Source organism: Pseudoalteromonas sp. 2CM28B, assembly GCF_023161935.1.
In genome coordinates this window covers 18283-38821 of record NZ_JALNTH010000056.1, presented here as the reverse complement: position 1 = coordinate 38821, position 20539 = coordinate 18283, and the positions used below count along the sequence as shown (strand labels likewise).

At 40.2% G+C, this 20539-nt stretch carries 20 protein-coding genes and 1 tRNA gene; 13 read left to right on the top strand and 8 right to left on the bottom strand.

All coding sequences use genetic code 11. From position 1 onward, the window contains the following. From MTN96_RS34385 to lolB, 7 genes are all read right to left on the bottom strand, one after another. Positions 1-73: transfer RNA gene (locus tag MTN96_RS34385), tRNA-Met, on the bottom strand. A gap of 320 nt (positions 74-393) precedes the next feature. Beyond that, positions 394-1485 (bottom strand): redox-regulated ATPase YchF, encoded by a 1092-nt coding sequence (ychF, locus tag MTN96_RS34380; RefSeq protein ID WP_036982063.1) that lies wholly within the window; start codon positions 1483-1485, stop codon positions 394-396. A gap of 53 nt (positions 1486-1538) precedes the next feature. Continuing rightward, positions 1539-2123, bottom strand: coding sequence for an aminoacyl-tRNA hydrolase (gene pth / locus MTN96_RS34375; RefSeq protein ID WP_008467968.1), 585 nt, complete (start codon positions 2121-2123; stop codon positions 1539-1541). Between the two features lie 18 nt (positions 2124-2141). Next, positions 2142-2756 (bottom strand): 50S ribosomal protein L25/general stress protein Ctc, encoded by a 615-nt coding sequence (locus MTN96_RS34370; RefSeq protein WP_013465331.1) that lies wholly within the window; start codon positions 2754-2756, stop codon positions 2142-2144. Between the two features lie 149 nt (positions 2757-2905). After that, entirely contained in the window at positions 2906-3853 is a 948-nt protein-coding gene (locus tag MTN96_RS34365; RefSeq protein WP_008115168.1) for a ribose-phosphate pyrophosphokinase, read from the bottom strand. Between the two features lie 86 nt (positions 3854-3939). Further along, on the bottom strand, positions 3940-4797 hold the full coding sequence (ispE, locus tag MTN96_RS34360) for a 4-(cytidine 5'-diphospho)-2-C-methyl-D-erythritol kinase (RefSeq protein ID WP_138627162.1): 858 nt from the start codon (positions 4795-4797) through the stop codon (positions 3940-3942). A 2-nt stretch (positions 4798-4799) separates the two neighbouring features. Then, positions 4800-5387 (bottom strand): lipoprotein insertase outer membrane protein LolB, encoded by a 588-nt coding sequence (gene lolB, locus MTN96_RS34355; protein ID WP_138627161.1) that lies wholly within the window; start codon positions 5385-5387, stop codon positions 4800-4802. Positions 5388-5470: 83 nt separating this feature from the next. On the opposite strand from lolB, the gene hemA reads away from it, so the two are divergent. From hemA to rlmM, 12 genes are all read left to right on the top strand, one after another. After that, positions 5471-6727: a glutamyl-tRNA reductase gene (gene hemA, locus MTN96_RS34350; protein WP_024602657.1), complete on the top strand. Its 1257-nt coding sequence runs from the start codon at positions 5471-5473 to the stop codon at positions 6725-6727. A gap of 7 nt (positions 6728-6734) precedes the next feature. Further along, positions 6735-7820: a peptide chain release factor 1 gene (gene prfA, locus MTN96_RS34345; protein WP_069439962.1), complete on the top strand. Its 1086-nt coding sequence runs from the start codon at positions 6735-6737 to the stop codon at positions 7818-7820. A gap of 2 nt (positions 7821-7822) precedes the next feature. Further along, positions 7823-8662 (top strand): peptide chain release factor N(5)-glutamine methyltransferase, encoded by an 840-nt coding sequence (prmC, locus tag MTN96_RS34340; RefSeq protein WP_036982072.1) that lies wholly within the window; start codon positions 7823-7825, stop codon positions 8660-8662. Between the two features lie 55 nt (positions 8663-8717). Then, positions 8718-10271: a DUF3369 domain-containing protein gene (locus MTN96_RS34335; RefSeq protein WP_248534467.1), complete on the top strand. Its 1554-nt coding sequence runs from the start codon at positions 8718-8720 to the stop codon at positions 10269-10271. Between the two features lie 17 nt (positions 10272-10288). Further along, complete coding sequence (locus MTN96_RS34330) at positions 10289-10663, top strand: SirB2 family protein (RefSeq protein WP_069439964.1); 375 nt, start codon at positions 10289-10291, stop codon at positions 10661-10663. A gap of 131 nt (positions 10664-10794) precedes the next feature. After that, a complete protein-coding gene (locus MTN96_RS34325) occupies positions 10795-11622 on the top strand; it encodes a tetratricopeptide repeat protein (RefSeq protein WP_036982077.1) in 828 nt (275 codons plus the stop codon). A gap of 21 nt (positions 11623-11643) precedes the next feature. Continuing rightward, positions 11644-12897, top strand: a complete 1254-nt coding sequence (locus MTN96_RS34320) for a DUF819 domain-containing protein (protein WP_036982079.1) — start codon at positions 11644-11646, stop codon at positions 12895-12897. Between the two features lie 9 nt (positions 12898-12906). Further along, on the top strand, positions 12907-13761 hold the full coding sequence (kdsA, locus tag MTN96_RS34315) for a 3-deoxy-8-phosphooctulonate synthase (RefSeq protein ID WP_036982082.1): 855 nt from the start codon (positions 12907-12909) through the stop codon (positions 13759-13761). A gap of 121 nt (positions 13762-13882) precedes the next feature. Continuing rightward, positions 13883-14779, top strand: a complete 897-nt coding sequence (locus MTN96_RS34310; RefSeq protein ID WP_013465321.1) for a transcriptional regulator GcvA — start codon at positions 13883-13885, stop codon at positions 14777-14779. After that, complete coding sequence (locus MTN96_RS34305; RefSeq protein ID WP_069439966.1) at positions 14779-15435, top strand: alpha/beta family hydrolase; 657 nt, start codon at positions 14779-14781, stop codon at positions 15433-15435. Before MTN96_RS34310 ends, MTN96_RS34305 begins: the two co-directional genes overlap by 1 nt. Continuing rightward, the gene (locus tag MTN96_RS34300) at positions 15428-15796 is read left to right on the top strand and encodes a DUF423 domain-containing protein (RefSeq protein ID WP_036982087.1); all 369 of its coding nucleotides are present in this window, start codon (positions 15428-15430) and stop codon (positions 15794-15796) included. Before MTN96_RS34305 ends, MTN96_RS34300 begins: the two co-directional genes overlap by 8 nt. 17 nt (positions 15797-15813) lie before the next feature. Further along, positions 15814-16899 (top strand): 23S rRNA (cytidine(2498)-2'-O)-methyltransferase RlmM, encoded by a 1086-nt coding sequence (rlmM, locus tag MTN96_RS34295; RefSeq protein WP_036982089.1) that lies wholly within the window; start codon positions 15814-15816, stop codon positions 16897-16899. 47 nt (positions 16900-16946) lie between these two features. Here rlmM and cysZ read toward each other — a convergent pair whose 3' ends face one another. Further along, positions 16947-17657 (bottom strand): sulfate transporter CysZ, encoded by a 711-nt coding sequence (cysZ, locus tag MTN96_RS34290; protein WP_282447419.1) that lies wholly within the window; start codon positions 17655-17657, stop codon positions 16947-16949. 324 nt (positions 17658-17981) lie between these two features. Here cysZ and MTN96_RS34285 point away from each other — a divergent pair, with 324 nt between their 5' ends. Then, positions 17982-20228: a bifunctional diguanylate cyclase/phosphodiesterase gene (locus tag MTN96_RS34285; RefSeq protein ID WP_248534465.1), complete on the top strand. Its 2247-nt coding sequence runs from the start codon at positions 17982-17984 to the stop codon at positions 20226-20228. Positions 20229-20539: the final 311 nt, after the last annotated feature.

Genomic DNA, 20539 nt, shown 5'->3' with positions numbered 1-20539 from the left:
GGCTAAGACGGGATTTGAACCTGTGACCCCATCATTATGAGTGATGTGCTCTAACCAGCTGAGCTACTTAGCCATCTTTTTTGTTAACACTTCATCGCTGAGTGCGGGGCGTATTATGCTGATATGCCCCAAATTCGTCAACACCTTTTTTGCAAAAAAACACTTAAGTTGGTTTGTTTGCAGGAAAAATAGGCTAACCGGCTACTTTTTAATTAAAACGTTGCTTTTTTAACACTCTTTGTGAGCTTTGTATTGTAATTTGGCTTTGCCTTACAATTCTAAGCCTATAGTAAGGATAGACTAATTATTACTTTTATTCGGCTGAAAAATAAAAAGGCTCGTAAAAACGAGCCTTTAAAAACAATGAGCCACTTAACGTAGTGCAATGTTTAATTATACGTTGAACAAGAAGTTCATTACATCGCCATCTTTAACGATGTACTCTTTACCTTCTTGGCGCATTTTACCTGCTTCTTTTGCACCGCTTTCACCTTTAAATGCAATAAAGTCATCAAAAGCAATTGTTTGTGCGCGGATAAAGCCACGTTCAAAGTCGGTATGAATTTTACCTGCTGCTTGTGGCGCTGTTGCACCTACTGGGATAGTCCATGCACGTACTTCTTTTACACCCGCAGTAAAGTAAGTTTGCAAATGCAGTAGCTCATAGCCACCACGAATAACAAGGTTAAGTCCTGGCTCTTCAAGACCTAGGTCAGCCATAAACTCTAATTTGTCTTCTTCGTCAAGCTCAGATAGCTCAGATTCGATAGCTGCACACACAGGTACAACAACCGCATCCTCAGCAGCCGCTATTTCACGGACACGATCAAGTAGTGGGTTATTTTCAAATCCGTCTTCAGCCACGTTAGCAATATACATAGTTGGCTTGATAGTTAAGAAGTTAATAGGCGCAATGGCTGCTTTTTCTTCTTTTGTTAGCGCTAAAGAACGTAAAGTTAAGCCTTCATCAAGATGCACTTTTACTTTTTCAAGTACCGCATTTTGCTCTTTTGCGTCTTTATCGCCACCTTTTGCTTTTTTCGCATTACGGAAAATTGCTTTATCAGCACTGTCCATATCAGCAAGTACTAGCTCGGTGTTGATCACGTCAATATCGTCCGCAGGGTCGATAGTACCAGCAACGTGAATAACGTTTTCATCTTCAAAACAACGAACTACATGGCCAATCGCATCTGTTTCACGAATATTTGCTAAAAACTGATTGCCTAGGCCTTCACCTTTCGATGCACCTTTAACTAAACCTGCAATATCCACAAATTCCATACTAGTTGTAATAATACGTTGCGGGTTAACAATTTTAGCAAGTTCGTCTAGGCGAGGATCTGGCACCGGTACCACACCTGTATTAGGTTCAATGGTACAAAAAGGAAAGTTAGCGGCTTCAATACCCGCTTTAGTCAATGCATTGAAAAGTGTTGATTTACCAACATTAGGCAAGCCAACGATGCCACATTTAAAACCCATAGTAAGATACCTTGTTTAGATTCGTTTAATACGTGCGTACGTATACCCAAAAATTAGGGTTTAAACGAATGTAGTCTGTTTTGTGCTTTTAACACACCGTCTTTAGCAAGTATTTCCATACAACGAACTGCTTCATCAACTGCGGCATCCATTTTTTCTTGATCGTCCTTGGCTGCTTTACCAAGCACCCAACCGGTGACCATTTCGCGATGTCCTGGATGACCAACACCTATGCGTAAGCGCATAAAGTCTTTTTGATTTGCCATTTTTGCAATAATGTCTTTTAAGCCATTATGACCGCCATGTCCGCCGCCTTTTTTTAATTTAGCAACGCCCGGGTCTAAATCCAATTCATCATGGGCAACAAGTATGTCTTCCACGGGGATTTTAAAAAAATTGGCTAAACTACTCACCGCTTTGCCACTTAAGTTCATGTAAGTGGTGGGGATCAGTAATTTGAATTCTTTGCCTTGAATAATCACTTTACCAGTAAGGCCGTGATATTTAGGGTCGTGTTTTAGCGTGCAGTTGTAGCGTGCAGCGAGTTCTTGAATGAACCAAGCACCTGCGTTGTGGCGTGTATTTGCGTATTCGGGGCCTGGATTAGCCAGGCCCACAAGCATTTGAATAGAATTCAAGGTGCGAGACCTTAAATATTATTCTGCAGCGTCTGAAGCGTCGTCTTCAGTTGGAGCTGCTTTGTTAGCTTTGATAGTAACGATAGACTGATCGTGGCCTTCGCCTTTACCAAGCTCAACAGATTGAACACCTTTAGGGAACGCAAGATCTGTAAGGTGGATTGAATCACCAGCAACAAGATCAGATACGTCTACTTCGATGAATTCTGGAAGTGACTTAGGAAGACAAGAAATCTCAACTTCAGTTAACTGGTGAACAACAGTTGCACCTAACTTAGTTACTTTCTCTTCACCGATGAAGTGTAAAGGAACCTTAGTTACTAGTTTATGAGTTGCGTCTACACGTTGGAAATCAAGGTGAGTAAGCTTAGGCTTGAAAGGGTGACGTTGGATATCTTTTAAGATTGCTTCAACTTTCTCGCCACCTACATTTAATGTAAGGATGTGAGTGTAAAAGCCTTCGTCTTCTTGTGCTTTGATCATATCTTTATGAGCAAAAGTAAGCGATACCGCTTCTTTATCAGCTCCATAAAGGATTGCCGGCACTTTGTCTTCGCGACGTAGGCGGCGGCTCGCACCAGTACCAGTTTCTACGCGAAGTTCAGCGTCATAAGTATAAGTTGTGTTAGACATGATGTCTCCAATAATTAAAAGTGTTAGGGCCTTTGCGACCAAGGTCCCTAGCCAAAAGGCGCGCTATCATACCACTGCGGGTTTATAAAATAAACATCGCTTACAAAAAAAGCGCCAAAAGGCGCTTTTATACTCATTAATGTTTAACTTTAGTGTTCAAACATTGCCGAGATAGATTCTTCGTTGCTAATGCGACGAATAGTCTCTGCTAACATATCTGCAAGTGTTAATACTTTTACAATATCAAGCGCTTTTAGTTCGTCAGACAGTGGAATTGAGTCAGTTACAATCACTTCATCAATCACAGAGTTACGTAAGTTTTCTGCAGCTGTACCAGAAAGAATAGGGTGAGTAGCGTAAGCAAATACGCGTTTAGCACCATGCTCTTTAAGAGCTTCAGCTGCTTTACACAATGTACCACCGGTATCAATCATGTCATCAACAATAATACAATCACGACCTTCAACGTCACCAATAATATGCATTACTTGAGAAACGTTAGCTTGAGGGCGACGTTTATCAATAATAGCTAGGTCGGTATCGTTTAATAGTTTTGCAATTGCACGGGCACGTACAACACCACCAATATCAGGTGATACAACAACCACGTCATCAAAGTCGCGGTTTTTCATATCTTCTAATAATACCGGGCTGCCAAATACGTTATCTACTGGTACATCGAAGAAGCCTTGGATTTGCTCAGCATGTAAATCAACCGTAAGAACGCGGTCAACACCTACACTTGATAAGAAATCTGCAACCACTTTAGCTGTAATTGGCACACGCGCAGAACGTACACGACGATCTTGACGAGCATAACCAAAATAAGGAATAACAGCAGTGATACGACCGGCAGATGCACGGCGTAGCGCATCAACCATAACGATAAGTTCCATTAGGTTATCGTTAGTAGGGGCACAGGTTGATTGTAAGATAAAAACATCCGAGCCACGAACATTTTCATTAATTTGAACACTGATCTCACCGTCACTAAAACGGCCAACAACAGCATCGCCTAATTCAATATATAAACGTTTTGCAACTTTTTGAGCTAGGTCAGGTGTTGCGTTACCAGCGAAGAGCTTCATGTCAGGCACGGTAGGGTTCCTCAGGCACTGAATTTTTGGACTAACTTACATTGAATGAACAAAGTAGGTTAACTTATGATTACTTGTACGTTACTTCATTTATCAATGATGGCGGCTAACTCCGTGTGAGCAGGAGAAGTATTAACGCTTGATGCGATAAATCCCTGCCAAGTATGGGGGAGATTAGCAAGTACATCTTGTGCTTGAACTTGACTAGCAAATTCAACAAAACAACATGAACCTGTTCCGGTCATCTTTGATGGGGCGTATTTTAGCAACCACTGCAGGGTTTTTTCAACCTCGGGACACAGCTTTTTCACTAAAGGCTCACAATCGTTAGTTAAAACCTGCTGTTGCCAGTCACCTAAAAGTTTAGGCGTGTCACGTTTTAAATCGGGGTGAGTAAATATTTGTGCAGTACTGACATGCTGGTTTGGAAAAACAACGCAGTACCATTTTTGTGGCAATTTAACATACTCTAATTGCTCGCCAACGCCATGTGCTATGGCACTTTTACCTTTAATGAATACAGGTACGTCTGCACCGAGCTTCAAGCCTAAATCTGCAAGTTCATCTAGTGTAAGAGCGGTATTCCATAGTGTATTTAGCGCTAAAAGTGTTGTTGCGGCATCGGATGAACCACCACCAACACCTCCGCCCATAGGCAAACGTTTAGTTAAATTTATTTTTGCACCTAAATTCACTTTACACTGAGTTTGCAATAATAAAGCTGCTTTATAAATTAAGTTGTCAGTTAGTGCAATGCCATGAGTGTCACCGCTAATACTAATATTTTTATCATTAGTAAGCGTAAAATGGAGCTCGTCGCCATAGTTCAAAAATGTAAACAGGGTTTCTAATTCATGATAGCCATCATCACGGCGACCATTAATATGTAAAAATAAATTTAGCTTCGCCGGCGCAATCAGCGAAAGTTCAAAGGGAGTATTCATAATTAGTTAAACTGCCAATCGTAGAGTTTGATTTTAATTTTAATCTTTTCATGTGTTAAGGTTAGCGCGTTAGGTAACCAAAAACCGTGTTTTTGTATGTAACTGGTGTAGTTTATTTGCCATTTTTTGCCAGCGTCATCAAACCATAACACGCTTTTAGCACGGCCTAATTGATCGACTTCTAAGGTTTGATCGTCAATAGTGGCTTTTAACCATGGGCCGGCGTTATTTACCGGTAAAGTAAACCCCGTTAAGCGTTGTAAAAGTCTACTCGCATTAGTATCAAAATACGGTTGGTCATCAAATATTAATTCAGCCCCCACTGCGGTTTGTTTGAGCGATAAAATTCGGGTGCCAATAAATGTGGTTAACACTAAATGATTACTATTTTGTGTTTGTTGCCAATTTAAGTTAGCAGATTGGCGCTCATCAGGGCTAATAAACGCTAATTTACCTTCCACCTGCCAAGTTTTTTGTGTACTAAGACGTAACTTCCAGTCTTCGTAAGCTTCTGTATTGTAGTTGTTTTTATTGGCGCAGCCCGTTAAAAAAATAAATAACAGGGTTAAAATAAAATATTGTCGAGTCAAATGTTGTTCCTTACTTTCCATATTCCTGAGATTTTTGATAAAATTGCCGCCTATGTAGTAGGGCTCAGCAATATTTGGCAGATATGACCATAATAGCACTTGGTATTAATCACAAAACCGCATCCGTAGAATTACGAGAAAAAGTGGCCTTTTCGCCTGAGCAAATTTCAGAGGCGCTACAACAATTAAGTGGCCATGCCGACTTTAATGAAGCGGTTATTGTCTCTACCTGTAATCGCACTGAAGTGTATTGTAGCCTTGCGCAGCAAAATTCCCAAACATTGTTGCAATGGTTGGCCAGTTTCCATGGTTTAGATGAACATGAACTGAGTAAAAATATCTACTGTCATGAAGACAGCGCTGCAATAAACCATTTGATGCGTGTAGCCTGTGGGCTTGACTCGCTGGTGTTAGGCGAACCACAAATTTTAGGGCAAATAAAACAAGCCTATAATAGTGCCAAAACTCATGATGCGGTGGGCGTTACGTTTGATCGTTTGTTTCAAAAAACGTTTTCGGTGGCAAAAGAAGTCCGTACCGAAACCAACATTGGTGCCAGTGCAGTATCAGTTGCCTTTGCGGCAGTTAATTTAGCAAAGCATATTTATGGAAAGCTGGACAAAACCAAGGTGTTACTCATTGGTGCCGGTGAAACCATAGAGCTGGTAGCAAAACATTTATACCAAAATGAACCGCAAAAAATTACTGTTGCCAACAGAACAATAGAAAGAGCGCGCAGTTTAGCCGATGAAGTATCAGCCGATGTTATTGCGTTGGCACAATTGCCTGAACGTTTGCATCAAGCTGATATTGTGATTAGCTCCACCGCCAGCACTTTACCTATTATTGGTAAAGGTGTAGTTGAGCAAGCACTTAAACAACGCCGCTATAAGCCGATGCTGTTTATTGATATAGCTGTACCACGCGATATTGAAAGCCAAGTCGGTGAACTCGACGACGCCTACTTGTACTCGGTCGATGACTTACAAGCGATTGTTAGTGAAAACATGGCTGCTCGTGAACAAGCTGCTGAGCAAGCACAAATTATTATTAGTGAGCGCACCAAAGAGTTTTTTATGTGGTTGCGCTCGCTTGATTCAGTGGATTTAATTCGCCACTACCGTAATGATGTACAAACAACAAAAGCAGAACTTGTAGATAGGGCGCTTAGTCAGCTAAATACAGGTAAAGATGCAGAAAAAGTAATTTTAGAGCTGGCCAATAAATTAACCAATCGCTTAATGCACGCGCCTACCCGTGCCATCCAAGATGCAGCGAAAAAAGGTGAAGTGGCTCAGTTAAACCAATTGAAAAAAATGTTAGGTATAGATCAGGAATAACAGTTAAATGAAAGAGTCCGTTTATCGTAAATTAGAAACCTTAGTTGAGCGCTACGAAGAAGTTCAAGCGCTACTAAGTGACCCATCGGTCATTAGTGATCAAAACCGCTTCCGTACTCTTTCAAAAGAATACTCTGAGCTGGAAGAAGTGGTGAAAACGTTTTTAGCATACCAGCAAGCACAAGAAGACTTGAGTAGCGCTGAAGAAATGCTAAAAGATTCAGATCCTGAAATGCGCGAAATGGCACAAGAAGAATATAAAGAAGCAAAAGCACAGATTTCGACTTTAGAAGACGACATTCAAGTGCTTATGTTGCCTAAAGATCCGAGAGACAACAACAATGTATTTTTAGAGGTTCGTGCAGGAACAGGGGGCGATGAAGCTGCTATTTTTGCTGGCGACTTATTCAGAATGTACAGCCGTTACGCAGAAACAAAAAAATGGAAAGTAGAGATTGTTACCACCAACGAAGGTGAGCACGGTGGTTACAAAGAAGTAATTGCTAACATCAGCGGTGAAGGTGTTTATGGGCAATTAAAATTTGAATCAGGCGTGCACCGTGTACAGCGAGTCCCAGAAACTGAGTCACAAGGGCGCGTACATACCTCCGCCTGTACTGTTGCTGTAATGGCTGAAGTACCAGAAGCAGAAGCCATCGAAATCAATACGGCCGATATTAAAGTTGATACCTTTAGAGCATCGGGCGCGGGTGGTCAGCACGTTAATAAAACCGACTCTGCCATTCGTATTACCCATTTACCAACCGGTGTTGTGGTTGAGTGTCAAGATGAGCGCTCTCAACATAAAAACCGTGCAAAAGCGATGTCGGTATTGGCGGCGCGTTTGCAACAGGCTGAAGATGAAAAACGTCATGCTGCTGAGGCGTCTGAACGCCGTAATTTAGTGGGCAGTGGCGATCGTTCTGAGCGTATTCGCACATACAACTACCCGCAGGGGCGCATTACCGATCACCGTATTAACTTAACGCTTTATCGTTTAAACGAAGTGGTAGCCGGTGATTTAGGCGCTGTGGTTGAGCCGCTAATGCAAGAGCATCAGGCCGACTTATTAGCAGCGATGGGCGACGATTAATCGTGAACCTCACTGTTGAAAACGCTATTACTACCGGTGCTAATTTATTAGCATCAAGTAGTGATAGCGCAAAGTTAGATGCTCAAGTACTACTGCTTAATATTTTACAAAAGCCACGAAGTTATTTATTCACTTGGCCAGAAAAACAATTAACGGATGAGCAATCACAAGCGTTTGAGCGTGCATGTGAGCGTCGTTTAAACGGCGAGCCTGTTTCGCACATTACAGGGTATCGTGAGTTTTGGAGTTTACAGCTTGAAGTAAATCCAACAACGCTCATTCCTCGCCCTGATACAGAAACCTTAGTTGAGCTTGCGCTTTCATGTAATGTACCAAATGACGCCAAAGTGCTCGATTTAGGCACAGGCACTGGAGCAATTGCACTTGCGCTTGGTAGTGAAATGCCTACATGGGATATTATTGCCGTTGATCGTATTGATGATGCGGTAGCACTGGCCAAACGTAATCAAAAACGATTAGCGATAAATAATGTGTGTGTTAAACAAAGCAATTGGTTTAGCGCGTTAAATAATAAAAAATTTGATCTAATTGTAACCAACCCTCCCTATATAGAATATAACGATAAACACTTGCATCAAGGTGATGTGCGCTTTGAGCCTTTGTCTGCATTGGTTGCAGATGATGCTGGATTAGCTGATATTAAACAAATAATTACGCAATCACGTGACTATTTACATTCTAATGGCTATCTTTTAATTGAACACGGATTTGAGCAAAGTGCAGCTGTTCGCCATATATTCAACCAAATGGCGTTTATAAATGTAAGCACAGTGAAAGATCTTGGTAATAACGACCGCGTAACTTTCGGACAATGGCCTTAACTTATTAAAAATAGCCCCGTTGTTTGTTTGCATATGTTTTAAGGAACTCTTTGTGATGGAAGATTTTTTATTTTCAAATGAACAACCACCTGAAGTAGTAAGTGAAGAGCAAGGAACATGGAAAGTTCTAATTGTTGATGATGAACCCGAGGTTCATGCTGTTACGCGTTTAGCGTTGAGTGATTTTAAGTTTCAAGATAGACGCTTGGAGTTTATAAGTGCTTATTCCGGCGCAGAAGCGAAAAAGTTGATTGATGATCATCCTGATGCGGCCATCATCCTACTCGATGTTGTTATGGAAACAGACGATGCGGGTTTGCAAGTAGCAAAATACATTCGTGATACCGTTAAAAATAATTATATTCGCATTATTCTACGAACCGGGCAGCCAGGCCAAGCACCCGAGCGCCAAGTAATCGTAAATTACGATATTAATGACTATAAATCTAAAACTGAACTCACCGCACAAAAATTATTCACCGTTATGATGGCAAGTCTTCGCTCGTATCGCGATATTATTTCGATTGAGCAATCGCGTGAGGGACTAGAAAAAATAATCACTGCTTCGCGCAATATTTTTGCAACCCATTCAATGGATAACTTTATTGAAGGCGTGATGCAGCAGCTCACTTCTTTACTAAACGTTGCTGATGAAGCCATGTATGCCACCACCTTAGTTGCACAAAATCCGTCAGAGGAGATGAATAAAAAACTGATTGTTTGCTCTGGTACCGGTGATTTTGCGAAGCGCGAGGGAGAAGAGCTAGAAACCGTACTACCAGAAGACCAACTGTTAGCGTGCCAAGAGGCCCTTGCTAATAAAGCAATTGTGTATAGAGATGATTATTTGTTTGCTTATTGCAGCAGTAAATTTAACCATAATTCAATGTTATTTGTATCAGGTGTGCCGTCAAAGTTGACGGATACACAACGAAACTTAATTGAAATCTTTTCTCAAAATGTGCAGTTGGCATTTGAAAATGTGCAGTTACACACTGAAGTTGAAGCCACACAACAAGAGCTTGTTTATCGTTTAAGTGAAGCCGTTGAACAGCGCTCGTGCGAAACGGGTAATCATGTAAAACGGGTTGCTTATATTTGTTATGAATTAGCATTAGCCTACGGGTTATCTGAAGAGCAAGCGAATTTAATTCGCTTTGCATCGCCTTTACATGATGTGGGTAAAATAGGTATTCCGGATGCAATTTTAAATAAGCCTGACAAGTTAAACAGCGAAGAGTGGGAAGTTATGAAAACTCATGCTGGAAAAGGCTATGCTATTTTGAAAGATTCACCGCGTAAAATAGTCAGCGCAGGGGCATTAATCGCACAGCAGCACCACGAAAAGTGGGATGGTTCTGGTTACCCTAGTGGATTAAAGGGGGAGCGTATTGATATTTTTGCCAGAATAGTGGCATTGGCTGATGTGTATGATGCACTGCGCCATAAACGTTGTTATAAAGGTGCGTGGACACTTGAAGAAGCGGTTGCGGAGATAAACGCAAATAAAGGAACGCATTTTGATCCTAAACTTGTTGATGTATTTAATGATAAACTTGAAGACCTCGAAGCGGTACTTTTACGCTTTCCTGACAAAACACATAACTAACAGAAGTAACAAGACCTATGGATTATTTAGCATTAAAACACTCACACATGGCCATTGCGCTAGTGAGTATTATTTTATTTTACGTACGTTCTTTTTCTCGTATGGGCAGTGGCAGCCTTGCCAAAAATAAGTTGGTTTTTATTGGTAGCCACAGTATAGACACTTTATTGATTGTTTCAGCCATCGGTTTAATGGCAATGGCTAAAATAAACCCATTAGAGCAGCTTTGGTTATTAGAAAAAATTATTCTAGTTATCGTTTATATTGTTGTGGGTATTATTAGCGCTAAACAAACGACAACCGTTCCAAAAGTTGTATTTTTAGTACTTAACACCGCTGTTATTTCAGCTATTGGTTACTTAGCAACAGCTAAAGCCCCGCTGTTGTTATAATTAACAATGCCTATTTAAGCTTTGCACACCAAAGGTGTAAAGCTTACCTCTTCAATTCATTTCTGATTATTGGTATCTAGCTTTAAAATTAGGTAAACTACGTCCTCGTTTTCTAGAATGTTGTAGTATGAATGACCACCCTCGGGTTTGATGAACACGATGAATCTTATATAGAAGATGCTTACGATGATTTTTTGCCGCCGGCTATATATCGTTGTATCAAAGCGGAAGCTAAATGGGATTCTCAAATAGACTTAACACCAAGTCTTGAAATACTTACTGCGTTTGAGCAGCAAATAGAGGCTATTTGTCAGCAGATGCCGGACGAACACGATCGCCTAGATAAACTACTTGATAGCTTTTATAGTGAGTGGCTATTTAGTGCATCAAGCTTGAAAGTTCCTGAGTATAAGTTAAATAGCATCAGCTATACCTTGTCTATGCGCAGTGGCACACCGACAACCTTAGCTATTTTGTTATGCCACTTTTTACAGCATGCTAAACTCGATGCCAGTGTAAGTATAACTCAAGGCGAAGTGGGCATTCACGTCGCAATGAGTGATGAAGAGGGTTATCTTGTTGACCCTAGCAGTGGCCAACAAAGTTGGTACATCATTCCTGAAAATATTGATGAAGAAAATCCTCAAGAACAAGAGCCTTTAGAGCTTATTTTTGAAGACGAAGTGTATAAATTATTTTTAGCGCAGCAAAAATGGTCTTTCATTAGTGAAAATAAATTTGGTCATGCGTTAACTTGCGTCGATTTATTAATGGAAATATTAGGTGATGATCCCTATGAGCGACGCGACAGAGGTTATTTACTAAATCAGCTTGGCTGCCCTAAAATGGCACGAGATGATTTACAGTTTTTTGTTGATGAATGTCCTGATGATCCTGCTATTGAAATCATTCTACATCAAATTGAAGAACTTGAAGACAATCATAAAACTCACCACTAAGAATAAAAAATAGGAAATGTTATGGCTGATCCCCAAACTGCATTAATTACCAATGATGCCGTTGTACTTGGTTTATTGGCGATTATTTTAGGGTTTATTTTCAAAACCTCAAATAGTCAACGCCCAGGTCTTGTGGCATTTTATAAATATGTACCGGCATTATTGTTGTGTTATTTTTTGCCATCATTGTTAAATACCTTTGGTATTGTTGATGGTTCTCAATCTAACGTGTATTACGTCGCTTCGCGATATTTACTGCCTGCGTGTTTAATTTTGCTTACCATCAGTATTGATTTAAAAGCGATTATTAATTTAGGTCCTAAAGCATTAATTATGTTTTTAACCGGCACCGCAGGTATTGTGATTGGTGGCCCATTAGCTATTTTAATAATGAGTGCTGTTTATCCAGAAGCGGTAGGTGGACATGGCCCTGACGCTGTTTGGCGTGGTATGACAACCATTGCAGGTAGCTGGATTGGTGGCGGTGCAAACCAAGCATCTATGAAAGAAATGTTTGAAGTGGGTGGCGATATTTTCTCAGCCATGGTCACCGTGGATGTGATAGTGGCTAATTTATGGATGGCAGTATTATTATTAATGGCAGCTAATCATAAAGCGATTGACGCTAAAGCCGGTGCAGATACCACCGCGATTGAAGACTTAAAGCAACGTGTTGAAAAATACCATGCAGAGCATGCGCGTATGCCAACGCTAAATGATTACATGATGATTATAGCTATTGCCTTTGGTATTACCGGTTTAGCGCACTTTTGTGCAGATATTTTAGGACCCTTCTTTGCCAATAATTATGCGTGGGCAAAAGAATACAGTTTAAACAGTAAGTTCTTTTGGCTTATTGTTATATCAACGACGATAGGTATTTGCTTATCGTTTACCAAAGTACGCCATATTGAGGCGTTTGGTTCATCGAAAGTGGCGTCAGCCTTTTTGTATATTTTAGTGGCATCGATTGGCCTGCATATGAATGTAATGGCGATTTTTGATTCACCGATGTATTTTGTTATTGGTGCAATTTGGATGTTAACTCACGCAAGTTTAATGCTCATTGTGGCTAAATTAATTAAAGCACCGTTATTTTATATGGCTGTTGGCTCACAGGCCAATGTAGGTGGCGCAGCGTCTGCCCCTGTTGTGGCCGCTGCGTTTCATCCGTCACTGGCACCGGTCGGCGTATTATTAGCGGTACTAGGCTATGGTGTAGGTACATATATGGCATATATTTGTGGATTAATGATGCAAGCAGTTGCACCATAAGGAATTAAAATGAACAACCAAGTTATTAATATCAATGAAATAGAACTGGCAAATAATAAACCTTTTGTTTTATTTGGTGGCATGAATGTGCTTGAATCACGCGACTTAGCGATGCGTATTGCCGAGCATTATGTTGAAGTGACCACTAAATTAAATATTCCTTATGTATTCAAAGCATCATTTGATAAAGCCAATCGCTCGTCCATCAATTCTTATCGTGGTCCAGGCATGGAAGAAGGCTTAAAGATATTTGAAGAGATTAAAAATACCTTTAATATTGCGCTTATCACCGATGTGCATGAACCTCATCAGGCAGCACCGGTTGCAGAGGTTGTTGATGTTATTCAGCTACCGGCGTTTTTGGCTCGTCAAACAGACTTGGTGGTTGCAATGGCTAAAACAGGCGCGATTATTAATGTGAAAAAGCCACAGTTTTTAGCCCCACATGAAATGCGTCATATCATTACTAAATTTAATGAAGCCGGAAATAATAATGTAGCCTTGTGTGAACGTGGTTCAAGCTTTGGTTACAACAACCTAGTGGTTGATATGCTGGGCATGGATGATATGAAAACCATGGCTCCCGTTATCTTTGATGCCACTCATGCGCTGCAGCGTCCTGGCGGTCGAGCTGACTCAGCCGATGGTCGTCGTGCTCAAGCCGCAGAACTTGCCCGTAGCGGTATGGCACTGGGTATTGCAGGCTTATTTATTGAAGCACACCCCAATCCAAATGAAGCAAAATGTGATGGTCCTTGTGCATTAGCACTGAGTAAATTAGAAGGGTACTTATCGCAAATGAAAGCGGTTGATGATCTAATCAAAAGCTTTGCTCCCCTTGATACCAGTGCTAGTGATTTATAAAGAAGTGATTAACTCATTAAAAAGCGACTTAGGTCGCTTTTTTTGTGGCTTGAATATACTCTTTCCCAGCATAGGTATATAATTCACCGCATAAGAAAAACTAATTCTAAGCTTGGTTGCCATGTCAAGACGAGTTCCTCCATTAAACGCGCTGAAAGCTTTTGAAGCTGCAGCACGTCATTTAAGCTTTACTAAAGCCGCAGAAGAGTTGTATGTCACGCAAGCTGCGGTGAGTCATCAAATAAAAACGCTTGAAGAGCATTTAGGCTTAAAGCTGTTTTTACGTAAAAATCGCTCGTTATTATTAACCGAAGAAGGCCAAGGTTATTTTTTAGATATTAAAGAAATTTTTACTCAGCTAATAGATGCAACTGAAAAGCTACTAGCCCGTGGTGCCAAAGGCTCGTTAACCGTAAGTTTAACCCCCAGTTTTGCGATTCAATGGCTTATTCCTCGATTGAGCTTATTTAACGAATTACACCCAGAAATTGATGTGCGAATTAAAGCTCAAGATCAGGATGAAAACTCGTTAACAGACGATGTTGATATCTCAATTTATTATGGTCGCGGTCATTGGAGTGGGGTGCAAGCCTATAAACTGCACACTGAGTATTTAGTGCCGTTATGTAGCCCATTACTGTTAAATGGCCCCAGAGCGCTTAACCAACCCAGTGATTTAGCAAACCATACCTTGCTACATGACACCACCCGTAAAAACTGGAAAACCTGGATGAAAACCGCCGGCGTACGTAATGTACAAGTTAACCAAGGACCTATATTTAGTCATTCATCTATGGTGTTACAAGCTGCGGTACATGGCCAAGGTGTTGCAATTGGTAACAGCGTACTAGCAAAACCAGATATTGATGCAGGACGTTTAGTGATCCCGTTCAATCACAGTTTAGAGAGTAAGAATGCCTATTACTTAGTGATCCGTGAGTCACAAAATGAGTTAGGCAAAATTGTATCGTTTAAAGACTGGATGTTAAGTTTAGTTGAGCAGGAGCAAGAATATTAATGAGCATCGAATGGGTTAGAAGTAGTCAGCAACCGGCAATCGCACAGTTTATATTTGCTCATGGCGCAGGGGCTGGCAGTGATTCTGAGTTTATGCAAATCATGGCTAAACATCTCAGTGAGTACGGTATTGACGTTGGCTTGTTTGATTTTGAATATATGCAAATTGCTAAACAAACTAACAAACGTCGCCCACCAGATCGAGCGCCTAAACTACTTACTTATTTTGAACATATAGTGACTCAAGCTGATGCAAATTTACCGCTATTTATAGGGGGTAAATCAATGGGCGGGCGCATGGCATCGATGCTTGCCTGTTCGACCTCTCATCCTGTTTTAGGTGTGCTTGCGTTTGGTTATCCGTTTCATCCTCCGGGCAAGCCAGAAAAACTGCGTACAGATCATTTTGCAGACATACCGTGTCCTTTTTTAGTATTACAGGGGGAAAGGGATACCTTTGGCACCCGCGAAGAGCTTGCCACAATGGTCATGCCAAAGCAGCCAAAGTATATATGGTTAACGGATGGTGACCACTCACTAAAACCGCGTAAAAAAAGTGGCGTGACTGAGCAGGAAAACCTGAATGCTGCAGCAATACAGGCAGCAAGCTTTATAAAGAATACGCTTGAAAATTTAAAAGAGGATAAACATGATTAAACTATTTTTATTAGCAGGCAGCTTTTTTTGCATGCTTTCAGTGATACTGGGCGCATTTGCTGCTCATGGTCTGAAAGGTCGTTTATCAGAGTACTCCATTGGTATTTTTAAAACCGCCGCTGAGTATCAAATGGTACATGGGCTGGCGTTAATTGCAGTGGCTATTTTAATTAAGTGGGGTATGCACCTCAGCATGGCGGGTGGCTTTTTTATTGCCGGTACATTGTTATTTAGTGGCAGCTTATACTTATTGGCCTTAACAGGGTTGAAGTGGCTGGGCCCAATTACCCCCTTGGGTGGGCTGTGCTTTATTATTGGTTGGATAGTTATTTTAGTGCAAGTTGCACGATTTAAGTTTTAAAGAGTTTAAGGGTTAATATGTCTAGTGTTGTGATTTACTGTCGTAGTGGTTTTGAAAACGATGCCGCTGCTGAAATAACGTTTCACGCTGCCGAACAAGGATTTGCTGGGTATGTAAAAGCAAAACCAAATACCGGTTATGTTATTTATGAATGTTTTGAAGCGCAGCACAGCGACGAAATAATCAAAAAAGTTGATTTTAAAAATATGGTATTTGCACGCCAATGGTTTGCCGGTAACCTAATTGAAAATATGCCCGTAGAAGATAGAGTAGGCGCTATTGTAGATGCTGCAAAAGATTTTACTTTGTGTTCTGAGCTGCGTGTCGAAACACCCGATACCAACGAGGGCAAAGAGTTACTGACTTTTTGTAAAAAGATATCAACTCCGCTTAAAAAAGCCCTTGAGAAACAAAACACCGTATTGCGTGAACCAAAAGCAAATCGCCCAGTAATGCATGTGCTGTTTTTAGCTAATAATACTGCGTATGTGGGTTACTCATATAGTTATAACAATTCTCCTTTTTTTATGGGGATCTTACGTTTACGTATGCCAAGCGATGGCCCAAGTCGTTCAACGCTTAAGTTAGATGAAGCGTTTAACGTGTTTATTCCTGAGCAAGAGCGTGAGTCGCGGGTACAAGCTGGGATGCGCAGCGTTGATTTAGGTGCATGCCCAGGTGGCTGGACTTATCAGTTAGTTCGCCGTGGTATGTTTGTTAGCGCGATAGATAACGGCCCAATGAATGAAAGTTTAATGGAAACGGGTCAAGTAAAGCATTTTAGAGAAGATGGTTTTAAATACCGTCCAGAAAAAAGAAACATCACTTGGTTGGTTTGCGATATGGTAGAAAAGCCGACTAAAGTGACTAACTTGATGATTGACTGGGCTGTAAACGCCTATGCAAAAGAGCTTATTTTTAATCTAAAATTACCGATGAAAAAACGCTTTGATAGTGTGTATGAATGTTTAAAAATGATCAGAGAAGAAATGGCGAAGTACGGCATAAGCTATGAACTTCAAGCAAAGCATTTATACCATGATCGTGAAGAAATAACGGTGCACTTAAATGTAACTAAAGTGCCACAGAGCTTATATAGTTAATATATTAGCGAGCATAAAAAAATGGGCCAGGTGGCCCATTTTTTATTTTAACTACGGTATTGTGGTCGGTAATTTTCAACCCATAATCGTGTGGCACCACATACCGCCACAGGCATAACAATTAAATTTATAAATGGGATAGCGGTTAGCAGCATCACGGCAAAGCCAAACCCATAAGATAACCCTTGTTTGCTTTTTAAGTCATTTTTCATTTGTGTAAAGCTAATTTTGTGATTATCAAAAGCATAATCTTTATATTGCACCGCATACATCCAGCAGGTAAAAAGCACCCATAGCACTTGGCCTATCACAGGTAGTACCCACAATAAAATAAAAAAGCCGATAGCGCGTGGGAGGTAGTAGCAAAGCTTAGTCCATTCCCGGCCCAGCATTCGCGGAACATCTTTAACTAAATCAGCTAATCCGTCGTCGTTAATTTTTTGACCAGTTAAATAAAGCTCTACCTTTTCACTTAGTAAGCCATTGAAAGGTGCGGCGATAAAGTTAGTAATAACGGTAAATAACATACTGTAAGTAAACAGCACCACCAGCACAGCAATTGGCCACATTAACCATTCGAGCCAACTTAGCCATTCTGGGAGCATGGCCGTTACGGCATTAAAGCCATCACTAAGCCAGCCAAATAAAAAGAATAAGGAGCTACCAAATAATAAAATATTAATAAGTAGGGGTATAAGTACAAAGCGTTTTAGCCCTTTTTGACTAATTAACTTAAACCCTGAAAAAAAATATTCCATACCTTGTGTTATTTGCACACTAACCTCATCGATTATTTATGTTTTAGCTATTATAAATAGCTTGATGATTTTAAACAGTACTTTTAAGTAACAAAGTATTTAATAAAGGGTGTTTACAGATGGTATGTAAATAAATGATTTGTTTGATAAGTACATTTCAAATCGCCACCTTGTATTGAATGGCAAACGCGCGTGAAATAGACGAAAATAGCATAGATGCTGATTTCAATATTATGTATAGTCAAAAGACTATTATAAATTATTATAAACAGGCCCTAAAATTGAGCGACGCATTTAGCGTTAGTGATTGTTGAGGAATATAATTTGATTGAAATAATGAGAGTCAGAAAGCTGCTTTCTCAGCAACAAAGTATATTATCGAAAATAGCACTCGGTGCGCCACTTGACGAGGTACTGGAAAATATTTGTTTATCTATTGAGGAGCTTATTGAAGACTCCTCTGCAAAGTGCTCTATATTAACGCTCAAAGGAGAACAGCTATTTCATAGTGCGGCGCCTAATATTGCACAGGGTTACTGCCAAGCAATTAATGGCGTGAAAATAGGGCCAACTGTCGGTTCATGCGGTACTGCAGCCTATGAAAAAAAACGCATTATTGCCGCAGATATTACAACATCGCCATTATGGGATGATTATAGAGCAATGGCGTTAAGTTATGGTTTAAGGTCATGTTGGTCTACCCCTATTATTTCAACAAAATCAGACATATTAGGCACTTTTGCAATTTATCATGACAGTGCCAAGTCACCGACACCACAAGATTTAGAGTTAATAGACTTTTTTGTTGATTTCACCAGTATTGCTTTAGAAAAGCACACAGAGTCACTAAGATTAAACGCGTTGCTTTTTGAATTGCAGCAAAGTAATGAAAAGTTTAAAGCCTTCGCAAAAGTACTTCCCGATCTAACTCTTATTTTGAGTGAAGAAGGAGAGTATACCAACGTTTACGGCACTACTAATGAAAGTTTATATTTAAGCCAAGAGCATGTGATTAATCGTAATGTCAGAGATATTATGCCTCCTGAAGATGCAAATCCTATTATGGAGGTAATTGCCAAAACGCTGCAAACTAATGAAGTTCAAGTGTTTGAATATCAGCTCAATATAAAAGGTAAGCAACTTACATTTGAAGGGCGAACAGCTCCCCTTGAAAGTTACCAGCCTAATAACCCGTCACTGAGACATGTGGTGTGGATGGCCAGAGATATCTCTAATCGCAAAGCTGCCGAAGAAGAAGTACAACGGTTAGCATTTTTTGATCCGCTTACAAACCTTCCTAATCGCAGAATGCTCAATGATAGGCTCAGTATGTATGTTGAACAAATTAAGCAGTCTGATCACACGGGCGCACTCTTATTTTTAGATTTAGATAATTTTAAACGCATAAATGACTCACTAGGGCATAATGCAGGCGATGAAATACTGGTTGAGTTATCACAACGATTAACAGCTATTTTGAACCCGGCAGATACCCTCGCACGAGTCGGTGGTGATGAATTTATTATTCTTATCGAGCATGTCGGTGATAGCCACATGCAAGCTAATAGTGAATCTGAGTTGATTGCTAAAAAAGTACAAAGTGTCTTTTATGAAAAATTTGAAGTGGGCGATTTAGCGTTTCAGGTCAGTTGTAGTATTGGTATTTGTTTGATTAACACGAGCAATGCCATAACCGCTAATATTTTAAAATTTGCAGATACCGCTATGTATCTCTCTAAAATGAAGGGTGGTAATAGTAGTAGCTTTTACGACCCCGCACTGCAAACCTTACTGGAAAATCAAACTGAGCTTGAAACTGACATTGTCAGGGCTATCGCGTGCGATGAGTTTTGTGCTTATTTTCAGCCACAATTAGCAATTGATGGAACCCTTGTGGGTGCTGAGGCATTAATAAGATGGAATCATCCAACTAAAGGGCTTATCCCCCCTAATGCATTTATTCCAATTGCCGAGCAATTTGGCTTAATTCAAAAGTTACAAAATATTGTATTAAGAGATATTTGTATTTTACTTGAAACACTTCGAGATAATAACTTACTCGATGACAGTTTTAGCGTATCAATTAACATTAGCCAGTGTCAGTTTAATTCTTCCACTTTAAAAGGTGAGCTATTTAAAGCAATTGAAGCGTTTGACGTCTCGCCAACTCGAATTAAATTAGAGATCACTGAATCAATGTTAGCGGGTGACTTGATGGGGACCGTAAAGCAAATGGAAGAATTAAAATCGCATGGATTTGTGTTTTCAATTGATGACTTTGGTACGGGCTACTCGTGTTTAAAACATTTAAGCGTGTTTCCTATTGATGAGTTAAAAATTGATAAAAGCTTTATTGATAAAGTGCTCAATAGCGCATCGGGTAAAAGTATTGTGCAATCTATTATTGGCTTAGGTCATAGCTTAAATATTAACATTGTGGCCGAAGGGGTCGAAAGTGCTGAGCAACTAGCCATATTAAAGTCGATGGGCGTGAATGCAGTGCAAGGTTATTTATTTGCAAAACCATTAACGCACAGCAACTATTTAACATGGCATAAACAGCATCAATAACTCTGTATTTATCACTAACTGAGGCGACAGGTTTAGTTGCCCTAATCGATAAGCCGCGTTGTTTACGTACCCACTGCGCAGTAACGTTTAATAACGTACCGCGCTTTTGCTAAAGCAAAAATGTATATTTTTTGTTTGTTTGATACCGTGATGTAATTTATTTTTTATTATTGTGTAACTACTGCACAAATCATTCCTGAGGCATTGGTTTAGCGTTTTTAACGCGTTAAACTAGTCAGGAATTGGCAATAAGTCTACTTGTTGTGACATTACCTAAACGTGAACATAACAAGTACTTAAAACTCGCTTTT

Coding starts and splice junctions, on each gene's coding strand:
- ychF (WP_036982063.1), bottom strand. CDS start 1,485: ATGGGTTTTAAATGTGGCATCGTTGGCTTGCCTAATGTTGGTAAATCA.
- MTN96_RS34370 (WP_013465331.1), bottom strand. CDS start 2,756: ATGTCTAACACAACTTATACTTATGACGCTGAACTTCGCGTAGAAACT.
- ispE (WP_138627162.1), bottom strand. CDS start 4,797: ATGAATACTCCCTTTGAACTTTCGCTGATTGCGCCGGCGAAGCTAAAT.
- hemA (WP_024602657.1), top strand. CDS start 5,471: ATGACCATAATAGCACTTGGTATTAATCACAAAACCGCATCCGTAGAA.
- prfA (WP_069439962.1), top strand. CDS start 6,735: ATGAAAGAGTCCGTTTATCGTAAATTAGAAACCTTAGTTGAGCGCTAC.
- MTN96_RS34335 (WP_248534467.1), top strand. CDS start 8,718: ATGGAAGATTTTTTATTTTCAAATGAACAACCACCTGAAGTAGTAAGT.
- MTN96_RS34330 (WP_069439964.1), top strand. CDS start 10,289: ATGGATTATTTAGCATTAAAACACTCACACATGGCCATTGCGCTAGTG.
- MTN96_RS34325 (WP_036982077.1), top strand. CDS start 10,795: ATGACCACCCTCGGGTTTGATGAACACGATGAATCTTATATAGAAGAT.
- MTN96_RS34320 (WP_036982079.1), top strand. CDS start 11,644: ATGGCTGATCCCCAAACTGCATTAATTACCAATGATGCCGTTGTACTT.
- kdsA (WP_036982082.1), top strand. CDS start 12,907: ATGAACAACCAAGTTATTAATATCAATGAAATAGAACTGGCAAATAAT.
- MTN96_RS34310 (WP_013465321.1), top strand. CDS start 13,883: ATGTCAAGACGAGTTCCTCCATTAAACGCGCTGAAAGCTTTTGAAGCT.
- MTN96_RS34305 (WP_069439966.1), top strand. CDS start 14,779: ATGAGCATCGAATGGGTTAGAAGTAGTCAGCAACCGGCAATCGCACAG.
- MTN96_RS34300 (WP_036982087.1), top strand. CDS start 15,428: ATGATTAAACTATTTTTATTAGCAGGCAGCTTTTTTTGCATGCTTTCA.
- rlmM (WP_036982089.1), top strand. CDS start 15,814: ATGTCTAGTGTTGTGATTTACTGTCGTAGTGGTTTTGAAAACGATGCC.
- cysZ (WP_282447419.1), bottom strand. CDS start 17,657: ATGGAATATTTTTTTTCAGGGTTTAAGTTAATTAGTCAAAAAGGGCTA.